11 protein-coding genes are annotated in these 18,993 nt (G+C 41.6%); 5 read left to right on the top strand and 6 right to left on the bottom strand.

Features of this window, described 5'->3' with window-relative positions:
• Nucleotides 1-288: 288 nt before the first annotated feature.
• Nucleotides 289-1,509, bottom strand: coding sequence for a PQQ-dependent sugar dehydrogenase (locus UH38_RS20055; RefSeq protein WP_045056464.1), 1,221 nt, complete (start codon nt 1,507-1,509; stop codon nt 289-291).
• Nucleotides 1,510-1,935: 426 nt separating this feature from the next.
• On the opposite strand from UH38_RS20055, the gene pqqA reads away from it, so the two are divergent.
• From pqqA to pqqE, 4 genes are read left to right on the top strand one after another with little or no spacing between them, the layout of a single operon-like run.
• Nucleotides 1,936-2,127, top strand: a complete 192-nt coding sequence (gene pqqA, locus UH38_RS20050) for a pyrroloquinoline quinone precursor peptide PqqA (protein WP_045056463.1) — start codon at nt 1,936-1,938, stop codon at nt 2,125-2,127.
• A gap of 28 nt (nt 2,128-2,155) precedes the next feature.
• On the top strand, nt 2,156-3,055 hold the full coding sequence (gene pqqB, locus UH38_RS20045) for a pyrroloquinoline quinone biosynthesis protein PqqB (RefSeq protein ID WP_045056462.1): 900 nt from the start codon (nt 2,156-2,158) through the stop codon (nt 3,053-3,055).
• 18 nt (nt 3,056-3,073) lie between these two features.
• On the top strand, nt 3,074-3,802 hold the full coding sequence (pqqC, locus tag UH38_RS20040) for a pyrroloquinoline-quinone synthase PqqC (RefSeq protein ID WP_082065455.1): 729 nt from the start codon (nt 3,074-3,076) through the stop codon (nt 3,800-3,802).
• 9 nt (nt 3,803-3,811) lie between these two features.
• A complete protein-coding gene (gene pqqE / locus UH38_RS20035; protein WP_072044955.1) occupies nt 3,812-5,191 on the top strand; it encodes a pyrroloquinoline quinone biosynthesis protein PqqE in 1,380 nt (459 codons plus the stop codon).
• Between the two features lie 146 nt (nt 5,192-5,337).
• On the opposite strand, the gene UH38_RS20030 is transcribed toward pqqE, so the two are convergent.
• Nucleotides 5,338-9,144 (bottom strand): eIF2A-related protein, encoded by a 3,807-nt coding sequence (locus UH38_RS20030; protein WP_045056461.1) that lies wholly within the window; start codon nt 9,142-9,144, stop codon nt 5,338-5,340.
• A 95-nt stretch (nt 9,145-9,239) separates the two neighbouring features.
• Nucleotides 9,240-10,280 carry a tetratricopeptide repeat protein gene (locus UH38_RS20025; RefSeq protein WP_144405722.1) on the bottom strand — a complete coding sequence of 347 codons (1,041 nt, stop codon included), beginning with the start codon at nt 10,278-10,280 and terminating at the stop codon, nt 9,240-9,242.
• Nucleotides 10,281-10,485: 205 nt separating this feature from the next.
• Here UH38_RS20025 and UH38_RS20020 point away from each other — a divergent pair, with 205 nt between their 5' ends.
• Entirely contained in the window at nt 10,486-11,811 is a 1,326-nt protein-coding gene (locus UH38_RS20020) for an AAA-like domain-containing protein (RefSeq protein WP_045056459.1), read from the top strand.
• A 5-nt stretch (nt 11,812-11,816) separates the two neighbouring features.
• Here the strand turns inward: UH38_RS20020 and UH38_RS20015 are convergent, their stop codons facing one another.
• The 3 genes from UH38_RS20015 to UH38_RS20005 are packed head-to-tail and all read right to left on the bottom strand — an operon-like array spanning nt 11,817 to nt 18,936.
• Nucleotides 11,817-13,490, bottom strand: a complete 1,674-nt coding sequence (locus tag UH38_RS20015; protein ID WP_052672477.1) for a right-handed parallel beta-helix repeat-containing protein — start codon at nt 13,488-13,490, stop codon at nt 11,817-11,819.
• Nucleotides 13,487-17,410 (bottom strand): TonB-dependent receptor, encoded by a 3,924-nt coding sequence (locus tag UH38_RS20010; RefSeq protein WP_200892530.1) that lies wholly within the window; start codon nt 17,408-17,410, stop codon nt 13,487-13,489. Before UH38_RS20010 ends, UH38_RS20015 begins: the two co-directional genes overlap by 4 nt.
• Nucleotides 17,407-18,936 (bottom strand): DUF11 domain-containing protein, encoded by a 1,530-nt coding sequence (locus UH38_RS20005; protein WP_045056458.1) that lies wholly within the window; start codon nt 18,934-18,936, stop codon nt 17,407-17,409. The genes UH38_RS20010 and UH38_RS20005 overlap by 4 nt, the downstream gene beginning before the upstream one ends.
• Nucleotides 18,937-18,993 lie beyond the last annotated feature (57 nt).

Genomic DNA, 18,993 nt, shown 5'->3' with positions numbered 1-18,993 from the left:
GCATCCGTCAGGTCGCTCGGATAAGACTTAAGCATCTTCTCAATCCGCAAGAACTACATTTCTATCCTCGTACCAGCATTCAGCAACAAACCTTCAACTCAATATTTATTTAGAAACAAGCTCTAACAAAGCATAAGCTAGCCAAAGCGTGCTTATAGATAATAAAGGAATTCTATAAACTAGCTCAACAATATTCATAACTATTCTAGTGAATGTTGCTGTTAGTTAGGGAGGAAAGCAAGCTGAAAAATCCTGCAAATCACTTTCCCTAACTAATTCTAGGTTAAACTATTTTTTACCATTTTTAGCAGTATAGGCGACTCGATAAATTACCCCATTCGTATCATCAGTAAATAGCAAAGAACCATCAGGTGCGATCGCAATTCCTACAGGTCTACCAAATTGAGTTTGCTGTTTTTGATTGAGAAAGCCAGTAATAAAGTCTTCAAAAGCTACTGGTTTGCCATTTTGGTAGCGTACGCGCACAACTTTGTAACCTACAGGCGGATTGCGGTTCCACGAGCCGCGCATCGTTACAAACGCATCGTTGCGATACTGGGCGGGAAATTGCGATGCCGTGTAAAACACCATCGCTAAAGGGGCGCTATGTGCCGTGTAAGTCAATGTTGGTGCTTGGGTTTTCTGACAAAACTGTTTTTTAGTTGCACCTTGGGGATCTGCTGATAAATATACATCTTCGCGGCGATCGCCCCAACAAAAGGGCCACCCATAATGTTGTCCTTGGCGAAGCTGATTGAGTTCCTCTGGTGGGATTGTATTGCCGCGCCAATCAGTGCCATGATCCATACCCCAAAACTCTTTTGTCTGCGGATGCCAGCCGAAGGGAATTGTATTTCGCAGTCCTTGGGCAAAAATCGTCCGCTTGCTGCCATCTGGCTGCGCCCGTAGCATAGTTGCGTGTTCTTTGTTAGATTCATCGCAAGCATTGCAAGAACTACCTACAGAAATGTACATCATCCCATCAGGACCAAAAGCAATAGTCCGGTTTGGGTGTTGTCCACCATCAGGCAAATCGTTAATTAACTGCTGCGGTTTAGTTATAGTGCCGTTTTGTCCTAGATTGGCAACGTATAATTCTTTGTCTGTGACAAAGTAAAGGCGATTTTGATTAATAGTAATTCCATTAACGTATTCATGCCCTGATGCTACAGTCTGCTTCAAGTCGGCGCGTCCGTCTTTGTTTGTATCTCTAAGTGCCAAGATATCGCCTTCTTCTCGACGGGTAAGGTAGACAGTCCCATCGGGTGCAACTGCTAAGTTACGCGCGTTGCCTAAGTCTTTGGCAAATACATTGACTTGAAACCCAGCAGGCATTTTTAGCTGTTTGATTAGCGATTCATTGAATTTGACGCTACCAGGCGTTGATAGATATCCTTCTACTTTTTCTGTCCTTGGTTGCTGTGGCTGTTGAGAACTAGCAGGCAAGATTGTTGCAAGTATTGCAGCACAACCAATCAAAATTCGCCCTGTGTTGATACTTAGTTTCATTGCATCTTTACTTGTTGATTTCAGCCCAGTTTAGGCACAGCAAAACTCACGTTTAACTGGCTGTTATGCTGTAGATTTTTTGTAATTGTTTTAGAGTTGCGATCGTAGTTTCTCTAACCCAAAACAATTAGTCCTAAATACATAAGATTGACACTACGAAATTAGTTAGATAAAATACATCTTCCTAATGGTATAGCCAAATTTACCTTTAATAAATTGAGTAATAACATTTCAAGTATTAATACTTATATTTGGTTAAAAATTAAGATTTCATCTAGTTACGAAAGAATAACAAATTAGTATTTATTTAGCAAATTATTCCTGTAGATAGATTTTCTTTCAATCGACAAACAGAGGTGAAGGTTGTACGTTATTTAAGTTATCAGAGAGTGAAACTTTTTTCTCTAGCTAAGTTGGAGGTTAGAAATGGCTCAAAATACGGATAAAGATACTCATAAACTAGAAGACCAAAGCAATAGCTTATCCCCAGACAGTACGCCAGGCAAACCTTCGTATCGCCCCCCAACAGGAAAACCAGCGATGGATTGGGAGCAACCAGACTACGACGAGCTAGACTTGTGCATGGAAGTTACTACTTATATCCAAAATTGGCAATAGCTAACTAAGTATCATCTGCATTGTTCCTATGCTCCTAAAAATTCTCGGTGCTGCGGCTGGCGGCGGATTGCCACAATGGAACTGTGGCTGTATCAACTGCCAAGCTGTGCGCCAAAATCGTGCAGGTATATCTTGGCTAAACCAATCATCAATCGCAGTTCAAGCTCCTGAAGGTGATTGGTTTTTAGTTAACGCATCTCCAGACATCCGGCAGCAATTAGAGCTACTTAGGGACGCGCAGCCGCTTTCTATCCGCGCAAATCCGATCGCAGGGGTAATTTTGACTGATGCAGAGATCGATCATACTACTGGCTTAATTATCCTGCGCGAATCTGCCCAACCGTTGCATATTTACGGTACAGAGATAGTCAAAAAAGCCTTAACAGACGGGTTTCCATTACTAAAAACGCTAGAATCTTACTGTGGTGTTGCATGGTCAAATCTAAATGTTGGTGCGACTGTACCTTTAACAGCAAATCTAGATATAGAAGTATTTGCCCTAGCAGCCAAAGCCCCAAAGTATATGCGATCGCAAAATATAGCAGGAGATTGGGTAATTGGATTGACGATTTGCGATCGCACAACTGGTAAGGTTGTCACTTATGCGCCAGGTTTAGCTAAATTGAGCGATCGCTTACTCGCACGTTTTGAGGCTAGCGATTGTATTCTAGTCGATGGGACATTTTGGCAAAACGACGATTTATTAAAATTAGGCATATCAACTCGTACAGCAAGGGATATGGGACATTTGCCTTTAGCTAGCGAAGATGGCAGCTTGCACCATCTATCTCAACTCAAGCATCCGCGCAAAATACTCGTCCACATCAACAACACTAACCCGATTCATCTTGCTAATTCTCAAGAACGAAAAATAGTAGAAGAAGCAGGAATTGAAGTAGGCTGCGACGGTTTGACAATTCAACTGTAATGGAGCAAAAGTAAAGCTGTGGGGGAATTAATCGAGCAAAAACCTTGGAGCGAGGCAGAATTAGAAGATAGATTGCGATCGCAGCACCAAGCATATCATCATCTTCATCCCTTTCACGCGCGGATGAATAACGGCGAACTAACACCAACAGAAATCAGGCGTTGGGTAGCCAACAGATTCTACTACCAAAAAAATATTCCCCTCAAAGATGCGGCGATACTATCCAATTGTCCAGATTTAGCAGTCAGGCGAGAGTGGATAGGACGCATTATCGATCACGATGGGCGCAGTGCAAACGAGGGAGGAATTGAAGCTTGGTTGCAATTAGGGCAAGCTGTAGGATTATCCCAAGAAGAGTTATTAGACGAGCGCTATGTATTACCAGGGGTACGTTTTGCTGTAGATGCTTACGTCAACTTTTGTCGCACTAAACCTTGGATTGAATCAGTTGCCGCCTCTTTAACAGAGTTATTTGGACCTGATGCCATTAAAGTCCGCTTAGTAGCATTAGAAAAATATTATCAGTGGATCGACCAGGCAGGTTTTGAATACTTTAGAAATCGCCTCAAACAAGCGCCGCGAGATGCCCGTTATGCCTTAGATTTAGTCTTGCAGCACTGTAAGACGCGGGAAACTCAAGAACGTGCAGTAGCAGCTTTAGCCTTTAAGTGCGATCTCCTTTGGAGTCAGTTAGAAGCAATTGATAGAGGCGATAATCGTTTGGGAGACAAGGAGACAAGGAGATAAGGGGGTATTATGCGTTTAGTTCGTGGCGTGCGTTTGCAGTGGGATGAGATGCGCCAACAGCACTTACTACTTTTACCTGAAGGCGCATTATTGCTCAACTCTACAGCCGCCGCAGTATTAAAACTATGTGATGGCAAATACACTCAAGCAGAGATTGTTAGCCAGCTAGCAGAAAGCTACCGAGGCGAGAATCTAGATAGTGATGTAGAACGTTTACTGCTGCGTTTGCGCGATCGCGGTTTAATAGTTGCAGATGCAGAAAATATTGGTCGCGATCGCCCACAATCGACAATAGCGCCTTCGCTTCCAAATGCCACAGATATACCTTTTACACTAATTGCCGAACTAACTTACCGCTGTCCCTTGCGCTGTCCTTATTGTTCCAATCCTGTCAACTACAACAATACTCAAGAACTACCTACAGAAGATTGGTTGCGAGTAATCAACCAAGCTCGATCTATTGGTGTTTGGCAGTTGGGTTTTTCTGGTGGCGAACCATTATTAAGGCAAGATTTAGAGGTATTGGTAGCAACAGCCGCCGATATTGGACTTTACACGACATTGGTTACTGCGGGGACTTTATTTACTCCCAAACGTGCGACTATACTTCGAGATGCTGGACTCGATCACGTACAGATTAGCATCCAAGATAGCAACGCTACCCAGTCAGACTACATTGCGGGAACGCGATCGTTTGCCAAAAAGTTAGATGCAGCAAGGTTAGTTAAAGATTTAGGTTTACCGCTAACGCTCAACTTTGTATTGCATCGGCAGAACATAGATCGTATTGAGGAAATGTTGGAATTATGCCAAAACTTGCAAGCAGATCGAGTTGAACTTGCAAACACTCAATATTATGGCTGGGCGTATCAAAATCGTGCAGCCCTACTACCAACCCAACAACAGCTAGAACGTGCAGCGCCAATAGTTAAAGCGGCTCAAGAGCGGCGAATTTGCCCTATGGGTATTTTGTACGTAATTCCAGATTATTATGAAGATTATCCCAAAGCTTGTATGGGTGGTTGGGGTCGTCGTGCTTTGGTAGTTGCTCCCAACGGTGATGTATTGCCTTGTCAAGCTGCAAGTTCAATTGCTGGGATGGAATTTGATAACGTTTGCGATCGCTCTTTAAGTGAAATTTGGCTGGAATCGCCTGCCTTCAATCGCTTCCGAGGTACAGACTGGATGAGCGAACCTTGCCGTAGTTGCGATCGCCGCGAACTCGATTTTGGTGGCTGTCGCTGTCAAGCTTTAGCTTTGACTAATAACGCTGCTGCTGGCGATCCTGTTTGTCATTTATCGCCTCACCATCACCTAGTTGTTGCAGCTAGAGAACAGATATCAGAGCAACCTTTAATTTACCGTTCAATGCAGATGCAAACAGATTAATCTATGTTTTTGAGCTTTAGGTTTGCCCGATCCAAAGTTAAATTTGTCGATCTATACCTCGCAATCTTGCTACTTAATTGACTTTGACTTTGAACGGTAGAGACACGGTATTGTTGTCATGCAGTTATCTTGCCGTTGTCCCACGACTATTTACCCCAGCAAACTTTTAATCTTTCTCTCGCTTGGGACTGGGTATTCAGATAATTTTTTAATTTGTTGCATCCCCGTGCTAATAGCCCATCTAATTCATCAAGCCGCCAAATCAGCACCTTGTTCTGCTCAGGAGAATTACCTTGAATATGCGCGAGAATATATTGACCATCTGGGCTAAAACTTACTGGCGATACAAACGTAGATGAATATTTATATTGTGCAAGCTGTCTACCCGTCACATCCCAAACGCGATAAATTTTATCATCTGAAGCTGTAATAATTCGTCGACCATCTGGGCTAAAAACAGCAAATACAACCATACTTTGATGTGGTATTTCAACTAATTGTTTACCAGAAGTATCCCAAATAATCGCCCTATTATCTAAGGAAGCAGCAATAATTAGTTTCCCATCTGGACTAAAGCTAGGACTATAGATATCTTGATTGGCTTTAAATTCTGATAATTTTTGACCAGCAGTATCCCAAATGCTTGCTATCGAACCATCAGCCGTCACAATACGTTCTTCATCAGGGCTGAAGCTAGCACCGTAAAAACTATTTGCACTTCCTGTAAACTCTATTATTTTTTTTCCCGAAATATTCCACAAGCTTGAATAGGTTTTGCCGTCATAATCAAACCTAGCCATAACATATTTACTATTAGGGCTCCAAGTTACACCTCTAGCTGTAAATGTAGTTATTAACTCACCCGACTCTGACCAGATTCTAGTTTTACTATTACTATCACCGTGGGTTGTAGTTAGAATATATTTACCATCCGGACTAAAAGCAGCATACTCTACTCCCTCTTCATGCCCAGAAAGTAATAATATCTGTTTTCCTGATGTATCCCAAACACGAGCAGTTTTATCATTTGAGGCGGTGACAATTAGTTTTCCATCTGGACTAAAACTAGCGCTAGCAACGACATCTGAATGTCCTTGAAATCTTACTAACTGCTTACCCAAACTATCCCAAACTAATACAGATTTCCGAGTAGGAGTAACAATATATTTACCGTCAGAACTCCAACTTGCTCCTGTAATATCGTCTTTTGAATTGATAGTTACTGTTGTTACTGGAATGTTTTCGGATAAATCCCAGATCCGAACAATTTTATCTTGTCCAAAGGTAACGATATATTTACCATCAGGACTCCATTGAGGATTACTTTGATTACCTGTCAGTTCTGCCAGCAAATCACTTGATAAATCATCTACTTTTATGGCTTCATTTCTTAGATCCCACACTTTTATAGTATTATCAGTTGTAAAAAGTCGCTTACCATCAGGACTAAATTCTGCATCACCACTCAATACTTTTTGATTTTTAATTTCTCTAATCCGCCTACCTGATAAATCCCAAACATAAGTTTTATCAGGGGTCGTGACGAAAACACGCTGACTATCGGGACTAAAACCAGCATCCACAATTGCCCATTTATTATCTACTTTAAATCGTGCGATTTGTTTACCTGAAACATCCCAAATATAGGAGTCATCAGAGTTAGTCAAAATATATTTTCCATCTGGACTCCAATAAGCACTGTTAACAGCCATTGAATGTCCTGCAAATGTTCGCAATAGTTTACCCGATGTATCCCAAATACGGGCTGTTTTGTCGTTAGAAGCAGTAAGAATATATTTACTATCTGGGCTAAATCTGGCAGTATTAACTTGCTCTTGAATTTGGAGTAATAAATTCCCAGACAAATCCCAGATCCGAGCGGTTTTTTCATTAGAGGAACTAACTACAGTCTTTCCATCTAAAACTTTTTCGATCGGTGGCATTACACTTGTTGTAATTACACGTTTTCCATCATTGCTAAAACTGGCGCTATCTATATAGTCTTGATGTTTAATTGTCGCCAATTGTTGACCAGAAAAGTTCCATATCCGAACTGTTTTATCTGCTGAAGCCGTTATAATATGCTTTCCATCTAGACTAAAACTAGCAATAAAAACTACAGCTTGATGTCCTTTCAGTTCTGCTATTAGCTTACCTGACAAGTCCCATATCCGAGCAGTCTTATCATTAGAAGCGGTAATAATATACTTTCCATCCTGGCTCCAGTTTACAGTTGTAATATCATCTTGATGAGCAACAAACTGTTGAACTTCACGGATATTATCAACTATTGTTTGCAAAGATAGAATTGGGCTAGTTGCAGGATATTTTTCTAGAGAACGTCCATCTTTCACAAGTTTTTTTAACTTTTGTCCTGCATCCATCGCTGTAACTAAAGATTCAATTTGCTTTGTTTCAAACTGTTGAAGCGCTGTCACTCCTGCTTGTTCTAATCTTGTACCTTCTTGAGCTTCTTGTAATTGATTAGTTGCAGACATAAAAGCGATCGCTGCTCCAATAAGAGAACAAATCAGAACACCACCACCAATACGAATTTGTCGTTTAGCTTGATATTGGGCTATGCTTAAAGTATCGTTAGCTTGTGCTAATATGCGACTTTCTTCTTCTCGAAGAGATAATGCCGTAGCTATTTCTTGTTTTTCCAATTCCTGGCTAGCAGTTAAAAACTGGTAATCTTGTTCGGTTAAGTTTTTATTGGCTGCCCAATTCTTAGCTTCCTCTAATGCTAATCCTTGTAGCAATCTAGAATTATCTTGACCGTTGGAAGCTAGCCAAGCTAATAATGCTTCTGAATATGGTCTTAAATTAGCAAGTGCTTTTTCTACCCAATTTAAATCAAAAACAGTGGCATAAATGCGGTTATAAACCCTCAAATATCCCTGCTGTTCTATGACTAACCCAGATAGTCGTAGTTCTATTTGTTCTGGACTGTCTGAAGCAGGTATTTGCCCTAATTGTAGAATTTTTTGATATAAACCAAGCAACGCACCTGTATTATGCTTGCTCATCAAAATTCTATCTTTGATTGTTTTTAAATGGGGTGGTTCGTCAAGGGATTCCCAGTTTTCAATTATTTGCTGTCTAACAATCTTCTCTACCCATTCGGCTACTGTAATTTCTCCCTTTGCTTCTAGCGAACCGCGAGGGATAAAGTTTTGAGAAGTTATTAACAAATCGCATAACTTTTGGGTAAGTAAGGGTTGTCCTCCAGTCCATGCTAAAACTTCTTTCAAAACAGCTTGCGGATTTTCCATTTTCTCTCTTAACCCTTCTGCTAGAGAGAGAGTTTCTTTGATTTGAAAACCATTAAGTTGAATAGCACGACCGATATTAAATGGTGTTCTGATTTTATCGGCAATTAAATCGCTAGGTGTTGCTACTCCGAGAAGAGCAAAAGTAATCCTCCTAAAGTCACTATTATAATTGCGCTTTTCATAACAACTTCTAATCCAAGCAAAGAAATCATCGCACCCAAAACTAAAGCTTAAAATACTATCAATCTCATCAATAAAAATGACTATTTGATCTTGAATTGTTTTCAATAGTATTTCTTCGACAAATGTATCCAAACGTTGTAAGGGGGATAATTCGCTGTTTTCCTTCCACCATATTCTAATAAATTCGCTGGGGTTAGCTATGCCAAAATTTGTAACCAATGTGTAAACAATACCTGCATACCACTGTTCTGAATTTATATTTTTACTACCGCGTCCAGATATGTCAATTGTAGTACAAGCGATTCCTTCAGCTTGTAAGCGTTTAATTGTGCGAACTTGCAAGCTAGTTTTACCCATTTGTCGGGAATTAAAAATATAACAAAAGTTCCTAGCTTTGAGTTCGTTGTACAGGTGAGCATCTGCCTCTCTAACAACGTAGCTAGGAGCATCTTCTGTCAAACTTCCACCAACTTTATAGGAAAAATTGTTGCTCACTATCTGATATAAAGATAATTGTTTTATAGAATGTATAAAAGCATAGCGTCGCACAGCACATTATGTGGTAGTGCGATCGCACACTACAGCTATATTTAATTTTGATGCATTAAGTCGTCAAATTGCTTTCTGTTCGTATTCAATAACAACGTTAATTGTTTTTTCTGTTCGTCAATTAACTTTACTACTGGATGATTTGAGGTAAATCTTTCGAGCAGTTCCGAGCGCTCTTTTTCCAAGTCTGCTATTTTTTCATACGCAGCATTCGATATCATACTTTCTACTGTTCCTTTATACGATTGCGGTTGGGAGTTAGCTAGTTGTTTGTACAAATCCTGAAGTTGAACGTCAAATTTCCCTATTACTGGGTCTTGAGGCTCCAATCTTGCTAAACTTAAAGCTCTCTCAACTTCCATTTTTGCGATCGCGTCTAAAGTCCGACGAGTTGTCAATTGTGGGGCTGGTAAGGATACACCCAATTGTGATAATTCAGTTCTGACTGTATCTAACATCTCTTGATATCTGGCATCCATCATCCCAGTGCCAAAAACCCCATTTAAACTTTGCTGCAAAATATTTTCTGCTTGTTTATAGTCTGAAATAGCCCTTTTTTTATTTCCTAAATCTCGGTAAAGATTACCTCTTAATAAATACTCGCCAACATAGGTATAGGGACTATCGATACTAATTGATTGAGTCAAATCTGAAATTGCCTTTTGTTTTTCGCCTAATTTTTCATAAGCTCTAGCCCTATTAGAATATGCAGCACTACTAAAACCAAATTTACCTGTATTCTGCCTAATGACTTCGGTATAGTCTGCGACTGCGGCTTTGTAATTTCCAATAGCAGCGTAAGCATTTGCACGATGATAATAGGGTTCTTCAGCTTTAGGGTTAAGCCGAATTGCCTGCGTGAAAGAAGAAACCGCAGCCAGTGAGTCTTTTTGGCAGTCCTCTTGAAAGTGTCCCATGCCCAAGTAGTCATTTACTGTATTAAGACTTTGTGGCTTTTGAGTTTGACACTCAGTAGGAGGCTTCTCATCTAGTATTTGTGCAACTAATGGGAGCGAAAAACCTAGCAGTAAAATAGATGATGTATAAGCTAATAAGGAAGAGCTAGAGAATGCAAGCCTCATGATTATATAATCCATAAAGATTTTCAGTTAGAGTAGAACTATTGTTCGTAGGTTGCACCTTGAACCTTATTCCTACTAATCCTATTTAATCTTGACTAAACTTGAGTTCGCGTAGGGGTATATCGAGTACGTATCGACTTTGTAGTGAGATCGAATATTTTAGAACTTCGCCCAAAAAAGAAACTTAGCAGTTGTAGGATCGGAAATGCCACGTTCAGTTAGAGTACGTTCTGAACTTATATCAGAGGTAAAGTCAGCGCTACTGCGTAATGGCTATGTTCGTCAAACCGATTTAGCTGAGTATTTGCAGATATCTCAATCGACTATCAGCAGTTTTCTTAATGGTAGACCTGTCGATTACCTCAACTTTTTAGAAATTTGTCGTGCTTTAGGATTAGAATGGCAAAAACTTGCAGATTTGAAATTGGAAAGTGAGAAAGATGAGTTACCATCATCTATTACACGCACCATCTTAGAAAATAATAAAGAAACCCAAGAAACATCTTCATCGCACTTTTGTTTAGAGCATCCATCTGGACAAGTACCGTTAGATTCGGCATTCTACATTAAGCGTTCTCCAATCGAAGAACGATGTTACGAACAAATTCATAAACCTGGTGCTTTAATCAGAATTAAAGCCCCCAGACAAATGGGTAAAACTTCTCTTTTGGCAAGAATTATCGAGCAAGCAAATTATCAAGGTGATTCTACCACCGTATTAGATTTCCAACTTGCAGCACAGGATATTTTCAGGAATTTAGATAAGTTCTTACGCTGGTTTTGTGCAAGTGTTAGTTTATCTTTAAATATCCCGAATAAACTTAATGATTATTGGGATTTAGCAGAAATTGTGGGCAGCAGCATGGCGTGTAAAGCCTATTTTGAGGAATATTTACTACCAACAATTAATAAGCCTCTAACCCTTGGTTTAGACGAAGTTGATAAAGTTTTTGAATATCCAGAAATTTATCGAGATTTTTTTGGACTGTTACGCGCTTTACACGAAGAAGGTAAACGTCGGGAGATTTGGAAAAAACTGAGATTGGTAATCGTACATTCTACAGAAATTTACGTGCCTCTTGATATTAATCAATCGCCGTTTAATGTAGGTTTATCTGTAGAATTGACCGAATTTAATAGTAAACAAACTTTAGATTTAGCCCAAAGGCATCAACTCGATTGGTCTAAAACCGACGTTGAAAAATTAATGGCATTAGTAGGCGGACATCCATTTTTAGTGCGTCTTACTCTTTATCATATAGCTAATATGGACGTTACTTTAACCCAGATTCTACAAAATGCTACGAGTTCATCGAGTATCTACGCAGACCATTTACGCCATCAAAGTATAATTCTTAAGCAACAACCGGAATTATTAGAGGCGATGAGAAATGTAGTTCACAATAATTTTGCCAAATTATCGACAGTAGATAAATTTAAGTTACACAGTATTGGTTTAGTAAAATTGTATGGAGATGATATAGAGGCAAGATGTAATCTATATCATGAGTATCTGCAAATTTATTTGTGAAAAAATCAATATTTTGCTGTTGGTAGCGATCGCACAACTGCATTTAAAGCTGGTTCAGATGTGCCGTACTGAGGGTGAGTTGCGATCGCGCTAATACGTTCTCCTGGTTTTAAATTACTTAAAGTAACTCCAAATCTACCTTTAGCGTCAGCAGTGACAGTTGCGAGCGATCGCTTTAAATCGCCGTAATCTTGGTTATTACCATCAGTAAGATAAATATCTATTTGCGAACCTGGATCGGCTACACCATCAATATTGACTTTGCTGTTAAGAATATAAAACTCTCTAGCTAGAAACTGCGGCGCGTTAATCGCTGCGTTACCTGTTTCCTTGCGTCGATTACGGGAATTGCGCGGTGGGTTGACTCCATCACCTTGTTGATAATCTTGAACGCTGACATTTTGTTGCGTGACAAGATCGATACTTAATCCTGTAAGGGCGTTAAAGCGATTGGCTTGGATAATGTTGCCCTTGCTTTCTGGGTAAGCTGCAACTACTACTCCTGCTCCGTTTTGGTTGCCAATTTGATTGCCAGTAACTTGATGATTGTCACCCATTAAGTAGATTGCGGCGCGATTAAATCTTTCACCGTTAAATTTGATATCGTTATTACGAATTTGCAAAGAGCCTTTAGGTTTGAAAAGAAATACAGCGCTACCAGCATTACCCTCAATCAAATTAGAAATTATTTCTGTATTTTGAATATTACCTTCCATGCGAATAGCATCAGGCATTCCTGCTAACCCATTGCGTTCGATGACATTGCCAGAAATGCGGAGATTAGTTGCTTGCTTGCCTGTAATAATGCCGCTACCATCATGATTGGTAATTAGATTATTGCGAATTGTCGTACCTACGGAATTAAATACAGATACGCCAAAAGCAGAACGCGGAAAGTCGTAAACAATCCCAATTACAGTAACTTTTTTAGTTGAATTGTCAACGCGGTAGGGAAAATTTCCTAACCAATTATTTTCAATAACCACACCTTGAGGCGGTTGATTTTGAGCTAAAGGTAGAGCAGGCTGTAAATATTGCTGGTGGCTAGTTTCGTTCGCTGTTAGCCAATCGGCAATGAAGATATCCGCAGGTGGAGTTGATGCAGTTGCACCAAATTTAGCACTAAAGCCATAGAGACTTATACCCCGAACCGTGATATTGTCTGCAACTACAGTTAGTCCGCGAAATATCTCTACATTTTCTGCTGGTGTAATTGCTATTACAGGTAAAGGAAGTTCTTTAACGAATGTGCGATTTAGCCTACCTGACTTGGTTGCGTAGCCTGGTTGAGTTTTGCCATCGACAATTACACCTGGACTAACTAAAGGCGGCAAAATACTATTTAAACGAATAGTAGTTTGCTTGGGCGGTAAATTGAAGTTAATCCGCGATGGGACGTTGGGATTGAGAGATTTTACCTGAGCTTTTTCTGCTGCACTTAAGCGATTTAGAGATAAAGTACCATTTACTAGCTCAATCGCTTCGCGCAGAGTTAGAAATGTGTCAGGAGTAATTGCACCATCAAGATCGCTATTTACTGTTACTTGTAAATGCAACTGTTTTGGTAATTCTTGGGCTGCAATGGGAATTGACGGTAATGAAAATAAGCCGACAAGCGCTAACAAATATAGCTGTTCTGATAAAAAGGCGATTTTCATAATATTTTGCGGTTTATTCATTGCGCTTCACCTCTTAACAGCAGGGGGAGAGATTCCGTTTTACTGACTCCGTTAAGCTTTTCGGTTAGATTTGTTAGTCGATTGGACGTAGTATCTGCTGGTACTGGCACAACAGGGGAAGAAGCAACAGAATCTAAGCTATTGCGCTTTAGTAATTGCTCAACTCTAGATGCTAATTGCTCGATGCGTAAATCTAAAAATACTTCTTCTCCAGAAAATTGCATCTCGTCAATAGATGCTACCGATTGATTTTGCCAAGGAGCGATCGCCAGAACTGCTTCACCTAACTTTTTAGCAACTGGCTTGACTTGAGATTCTTGTTGCTGAGGTGGAGTAACTTTTTGCAAGCCAAAACCATCAAATAGTTCGTTGAGCTTGACAGTCAAGCCGACATAAGGACCGCCCACTGAGCGCGAACCGCTAAAATCTTCATCATTAGCTTTGCCAAATCCATAGCCAGCCGACAAGCGCAAATTAGGAGTGAGATAATAACCTGCTTCAACGACAAAGCCTGTTTCGCTATAACCGCCTTGAGTAATAAACCGAGCTTCGCCTACTAAATCGACTTTATAACCAACGCGATAAGTAGTCCGCAATTGCGCGAGGTTGATTGTACTCGTACCAACTAAATCGTTTGCTAGGTAAGAAGTGCTATTACGAAAAGCATATTTGCCATAAAATTCCCATTGCCAATTTGGTGCATAAATCGCTTCTACAGCAAAGGTATGATCTTCAGAACCCGTACCACTGCCTAGCAAAAGAGTGTCAGGAATGGTAGCTGGATTTTTGCGATATTCGTAACGCAATAAAGCATTAAATTTATCGTTGTCGGGGTCGCGGTAAGCTAAACCTAGTTTGGCATTGATTGTATCGCCAAGTCCACTGAGGGTTTGATTTGCAGAATTAGCTTGCTGATAGCGGGCTAATGCTGTTAAAGCGGGGGAAATTTTCCCTGTAGCTGCAGCCGAGATAACTGTATTTGAGCCACCAGAAGAACTGCGATGCTCGTATCTAGCACTAGCTTGAAAATCGGGATTGTCTGTGTATTCTAGTCCAACGCTATAGCTATCGCCGGAACCAAAGCCTAGAGAAGAAGAACTTTGTCCGACTGCAAAAGGTTGAGCAAATTGAGTTCCAGCGCCAGTGCGTCCGAAGAAATCGCCAAATACGTGTTCGTAAGCAAAGGTTGCTCGCAATCCAGGAGAAATTACCCAACGATGATTTAAACCGATCGCACCTTGGGTAGTAATTTCATTTGCACCACCTAAAATTGAGTAGCGTCCGGTTAATGTGGTATTAGGTCCAAACTTGTGTTCGCCTGTAACGTCTAAGCTGGTGATAGAGTTACCGCTATACTGACCGCGCGTGTAGAATTGTTGTGCTAGCCGCACGTTAATACCAGGAGATACTTCCCAATTGAGTCCAAATAAGGTGCGATCGTTGTAGACAGCATCAACCTCAGAAGAGAGAGTTAGTTCGTTTTGGGCAAGGAAAGTTAAGTTATTAGTTATGGGTAAATTGAGGCGCGATCGCAATTGATCGGATGTGCTATTGAGGTTGCTTGTAGCAATGCGATCTTCTCTCTGGCGATGAATCCAGTCTACTGATAGATCGGCTTTGCCAATGCGTTGCTGTACTCCGGCGGTAATTGTAGTTAAAGAGTTATCAACTTTGCTACCAGGAATTGCCTCAGTACGTGGCGTAAATAGATCTTCAAAAGTAGTAATTGGTTGAGGTGCAATTCCACGATTATCTTCATGGTCGTACTGTACTCTGACATCGGTAGTAGGCGAAACTTTGCCTCTAACTTCTGCTCCATAACGAGTTTGTCCAGGAACAAAGCTAATTGTGGCATTATTAGCAAAGCCTGTTTCGGCAGAACGATAGTAAGCGCGACCTTGAATTCCTCTAGCAATTTCGCCTTCAGCTTCTATTCTGTAAGCGGAACCTGTAACAGTTCCCATCACATCAGAATCATTTTTGGAGTGGGCGTATTCAGCAATTAGTTGAGACTTAGGACTTATAGAAATTAGGGCATCAGCACCATAAAGTTCAAAGTCGCGCAGCCCTTCATCTTCTTTGATGTAAGTTGCACCAATCCAGCTTTCGCTCTGTTCTTGGCGGGAAATGTAATATTGCAAGCGTCCGCCATAAATAGAATTATTGCTGTTTTGGCTTTCGTATTGATAGTTGACAACCACGCGGCGCACCAAAACTTGCCCGAATCCATCTACATCTGTGCGTAACAGCGGCTTGCGGAATAATAAAGTACCGCGATCGTAGTCGATATCGTAATCAGTACCTCTAGATAGTTGTTGACGATTTAATACTGTACCAGGACGATTGAGTTCTTCAATTTCAATGAAGACATTCTCGCTACCTGGTACTAATAAGCGCCGAGATAGGAAATAATAACCACTCGTACCGTCAGGAGCGATCGCATCGCGCTGAAAACCTTGGACGTTGTTGCCGTAAAAACCTGTAACTTGCAAATTACCAAAGTTGTAGTTTGCTTTTAAGCCGTGCAGTTGGCGAGTAATAGCGGTAAATTGTTGCGATCTGCGGGCAAATTCATCAGTATCGTAGTCGCCCCACATCCCATAATCGATCCCAGCATTTTGTACTGGGGAGTTGCGCTCAAAGCGCAGATATAAGCTATCTTGCGAAGGTGTAGTTGCTTCAACTGTAGAGCTATCGCCGTAGACAGGATAGTTTTGTTCGCAAGACTGAGTATCGCGGAATAGACGATTAACTCCGTCGCAATCTTCGTTGAGAGCGCGATCGCTATTATAAGCACCTGTAAATAACCATTCGCCAACTCTACCTGTCGCAAAAACTGCCGATTTAAAATCTAGTTGAGCGCTGTTGTCGCCATCAGGTGGAAGAAAATCCCGAAAACTGCTGTAATAATTGGAGCCTCTACCACCGAAACGCAGATCGATGACACCTGTAACAATAGAAGGACGCAGATTTGTTTCAAACTGAACTTGGGTAAATGCTTCTAAATCCGAGCTTTTAGCCAGAATTCGCACAATTTGAGCGTTGGTAGTCGAGCGCAATTGAGCCGTAAATTGCCCTTGTCGTGCTTTTACCTGAAAGCCATCGCGATCGATATCTGCATCCGCCCCTACAAATTCTCCCGCCGTTGCTACTAATGTAATAACGGCATCTCGGTTAGAGCGGTTGCCTTTTTGGTCTACTAATTGACCTTCAATTGTAACTGTAGAACGTCCATCAGCAGGAACTCTGGTTTCTACAGTTTTGACAGTAAGTTGTGTGGGAACGCCACGTACTTGCACTTTGACTGAAGTAGCTTCTCCGACAACGCCCTTGGCTGTGACTTTGGCTGTGATGGTGTTTTCTCCTTGTCCGAGCGATACACCATACCATGTCTGCGTTACTACGTTTGTTTTAGAGTCTGTTTCGGTGCGTCCAATTAGGCTTGGATCTACTTTTACTCCTTCTACTCGCAGTTCTACTTGGCTGCCTGCGGCATATTGTAAAGTTACTGTAGTAGCAGGAGTATCTAATACAGTATTAGCTGTAGGAGTAAGAATTCTTACTTCTGTTGGCGCTAATGGTTTAACGTCTTCAGTATTTTCAGCCTCGTTAAGTGTTGTTGCTGGTGTTTCCGCAACTGGTGCAACTGGCGTAGGTGTTGCTGGTGTTTCTGCAACTGGCGCAGGTGTTGCTACTGGAGTAACTGGTGTTTGTGTAGTTGCTGCAGCTTGAGAAATCCGCAATGCTTGGCTCAATCTGGCAGTGCTTGATGCTGGCTGTAAATTGTCTGTACCAGCAGACAATGTTGGTGCTTGCACAACTTCAGCGTTGGCATTGCTAGCAAGCATGACTAAGCTGAGAGTTTCAACGGTGGTGGCTAATAGTAAAAAGGCGATCGCGGAGCGTATTTGCGTTTTCATTTTGGTTTCACCTCCCCGAAGGCGGGGGTGACAGCGAAATTCATTCGTACCAAACCACCAGGTTCTAAATGCACTAAGCGAGATTGGCTGTTGCGTTCGATAAAACGGCGATTGGGAGCAAGGGTGTAGCCAGGAAGGCTACTGAGGTCTAAAACTCCGGTACGATAACCGGAAATCACATTAGCAACGGAGAATAGTCCATTGGGATCGGTGGTGATGCGATTGCCGTCGTCCATGAAAATCACCGCATTAGGGACTCCAGGTTCGCCGGATTGTTGTTCGCCATCAAAGTTTTTATCGACAAATACTCGACCGATAATCGTGCCGCAGTCTGACAAAATGCCTGGTGTGAGGCGCAGGCGGTGAGTAGCCGGACCGTCTCTGACTATCTGGCTGTTGTCTTGGCGCTGGGCTTGGGCGATCGCGCTATTCAAACCTCTGCCTCTGACTGCATCTGGTGTAATTACGGCAGCATAAGCAATATTTAATACCGAGTTTAAATTTGTAGAGCTTCCAGGTAGAGTAACTCCATCGGCGCGGAATGTAACGGTCGAACCGTTGTGACTGGCGTTGATAGTAACTGGGTTGCCACCTAATTCGCCGCGAACCGATTTGGCAAGCAAATCAAATCCTAAAGGTAAAGTATCAACTGCTACTACATTGTTGATAGCACTGCTGGCTAAGTTTCTAATTGCCAAGCGGTAGATTACAGTGTCGCCAGGTTCGGCAGCAGCGCGATCGCCTGTTTTGACAATTTGCAGTTCTTGAGCCTGACAAATGGCTGTATCTAAGTCCAAAGCAGCTAGAACTAGCCCTACCCTCTCAGCATCGTCAACAGCGATCGTGCCGTTAACAGAAGTGCGGTTGTCGGTAGTATTAATTGGTCTGCTATCTAAAGAAGTAGCTGTATAAGCAATAAGATTGCCGTTGCGCTGACCGATAACGAGACGGACGCGGCGCTGATTATAAGTAGAATTTGCTGGGGGATTAATTAATAAAATGTAAGCTCTACCTGCATCCAACTGACCCTTTTCGGGGTCGAAGAGAAAACTATAAGTTCCTTGGTTGCCGCTGGTAAGAAAATAAGGATTGCTATTTTGAGTGTTGGGTGTAATTCCGGCAGGAATACTGTTATCTAGGTTGTTAGGTAGCTCAGTGACCGTAAGTTCTAGCGGTCGTCTAACTTCAGTTCCTGTAGGATCGCTAGGATCGATTTCGTAGATACCAACACTAAACCCCGTGTAGTCCGGTAAAGTCTCGCCCGCACAGCCTGTAACTTGTCCTAGCGGGTCTACTAAAGGAGAAACTTGGCTAGAGACTAATTCACTAAAGCCTTGAGTAGTTCTGCCAGTAGCGGGGTTAGTGTAGGAATAACTGACTTGGTTTACAATCGGGGCTGGAGGACGACCGCTAACTGGGTTTGCTTCTTGAGCAAGAACAGGTGTTGATTGCCAAACGCCGCCGACTAAAAGGGCTGTCGTTAGTAGCCCAAACCATTTAGTTGTATTAGTAGTGGAGGGTTTCATTGGCTTAATGCAGATAAAGATTGCAGTAAAAAATTCCTGTTTGAAGCTCGATTGCCA

It is taken from the genome of Aliterella atlantica CENA595 (assembly GCF_000952155.1).
Taxonomy (GTDB): domain Bacteria; phylum Cyanobacteriota; class Cyanobacteriia; order Cyanobacteriales; family Chroococcidiopsidaceae; genus Aliterella; species Aliterella atlantica.
Note: the sequence above shows the minus strand (reverse complement) of the source record. Positions and strands in the feature narration are given on the sequence as shown.

Excerpts from the sequence above, each read along its gene's own strand:
- UH38_RS20010 (WP_200892530.1), bottom strand. The coding sequence starts at position 17,410 with ATGAAAACGCAAATACGCTCCGCGATCGCCTTTTTACTATTAGCCACC.
- pqqA (WP_045056463.1), top strand. The coding sequence starts at position 1,936 with ATGGCTCAAAATACGGATAAAGATACTCATAAACTAGAAGACCAAAGC.
- UH38_RS20020 (WP_045056459.1), top strand. The coding sequence starts at position 10,486 with ATGCCACGTTCAGTTAGAGTACGTTCTGAACTTATATCAGAGGTAAAG.
- pqqB (WP_045056462.1), top strand. The coding sequence starts at position 2,156 with ATGCTCCTAAAAATTCTCGGTGCTGCGGCTGGCGGCGGATTGCCACAA.
- UH38_RS20025 (WP_144405722.1), bottom strand. The coding sequence starts at position 10,280 with ATGAGGCTTGCATTCTCTAGCTCTTCCTTATTAGCTTATACATCATCT.
- UH38_RS20005 (WP_045056458.1), bottom strand. The coding sequence starts at position 18,936 with ATGAAACCCTCCACTACTAATACAACTAAATGGTTTGGGCTACTAACG.
- UH38_RS20055 (WP_045056464.1), bottom strand. The coding sequence starts at position 1,509 with ATGAAACTAAGTATCAACACAGGGCGAATTTTGATTGGTTGTGCTGCA.
- UH38_RS20015 (WP_052672477.1), bottom strand. The coding sequence starts at position 13,490 with ATGAATAAACCGCAAAATATTATGAAAATCGCCTTTTTATCAGAACAG.
- pqqE (WP_072044955.1), top strand. The coding sequence starts at position 3,812 with ATGCGTTTAGTTCGTGGCGTGCGTTTGCAGTGGGATGAGATGCGCCAA.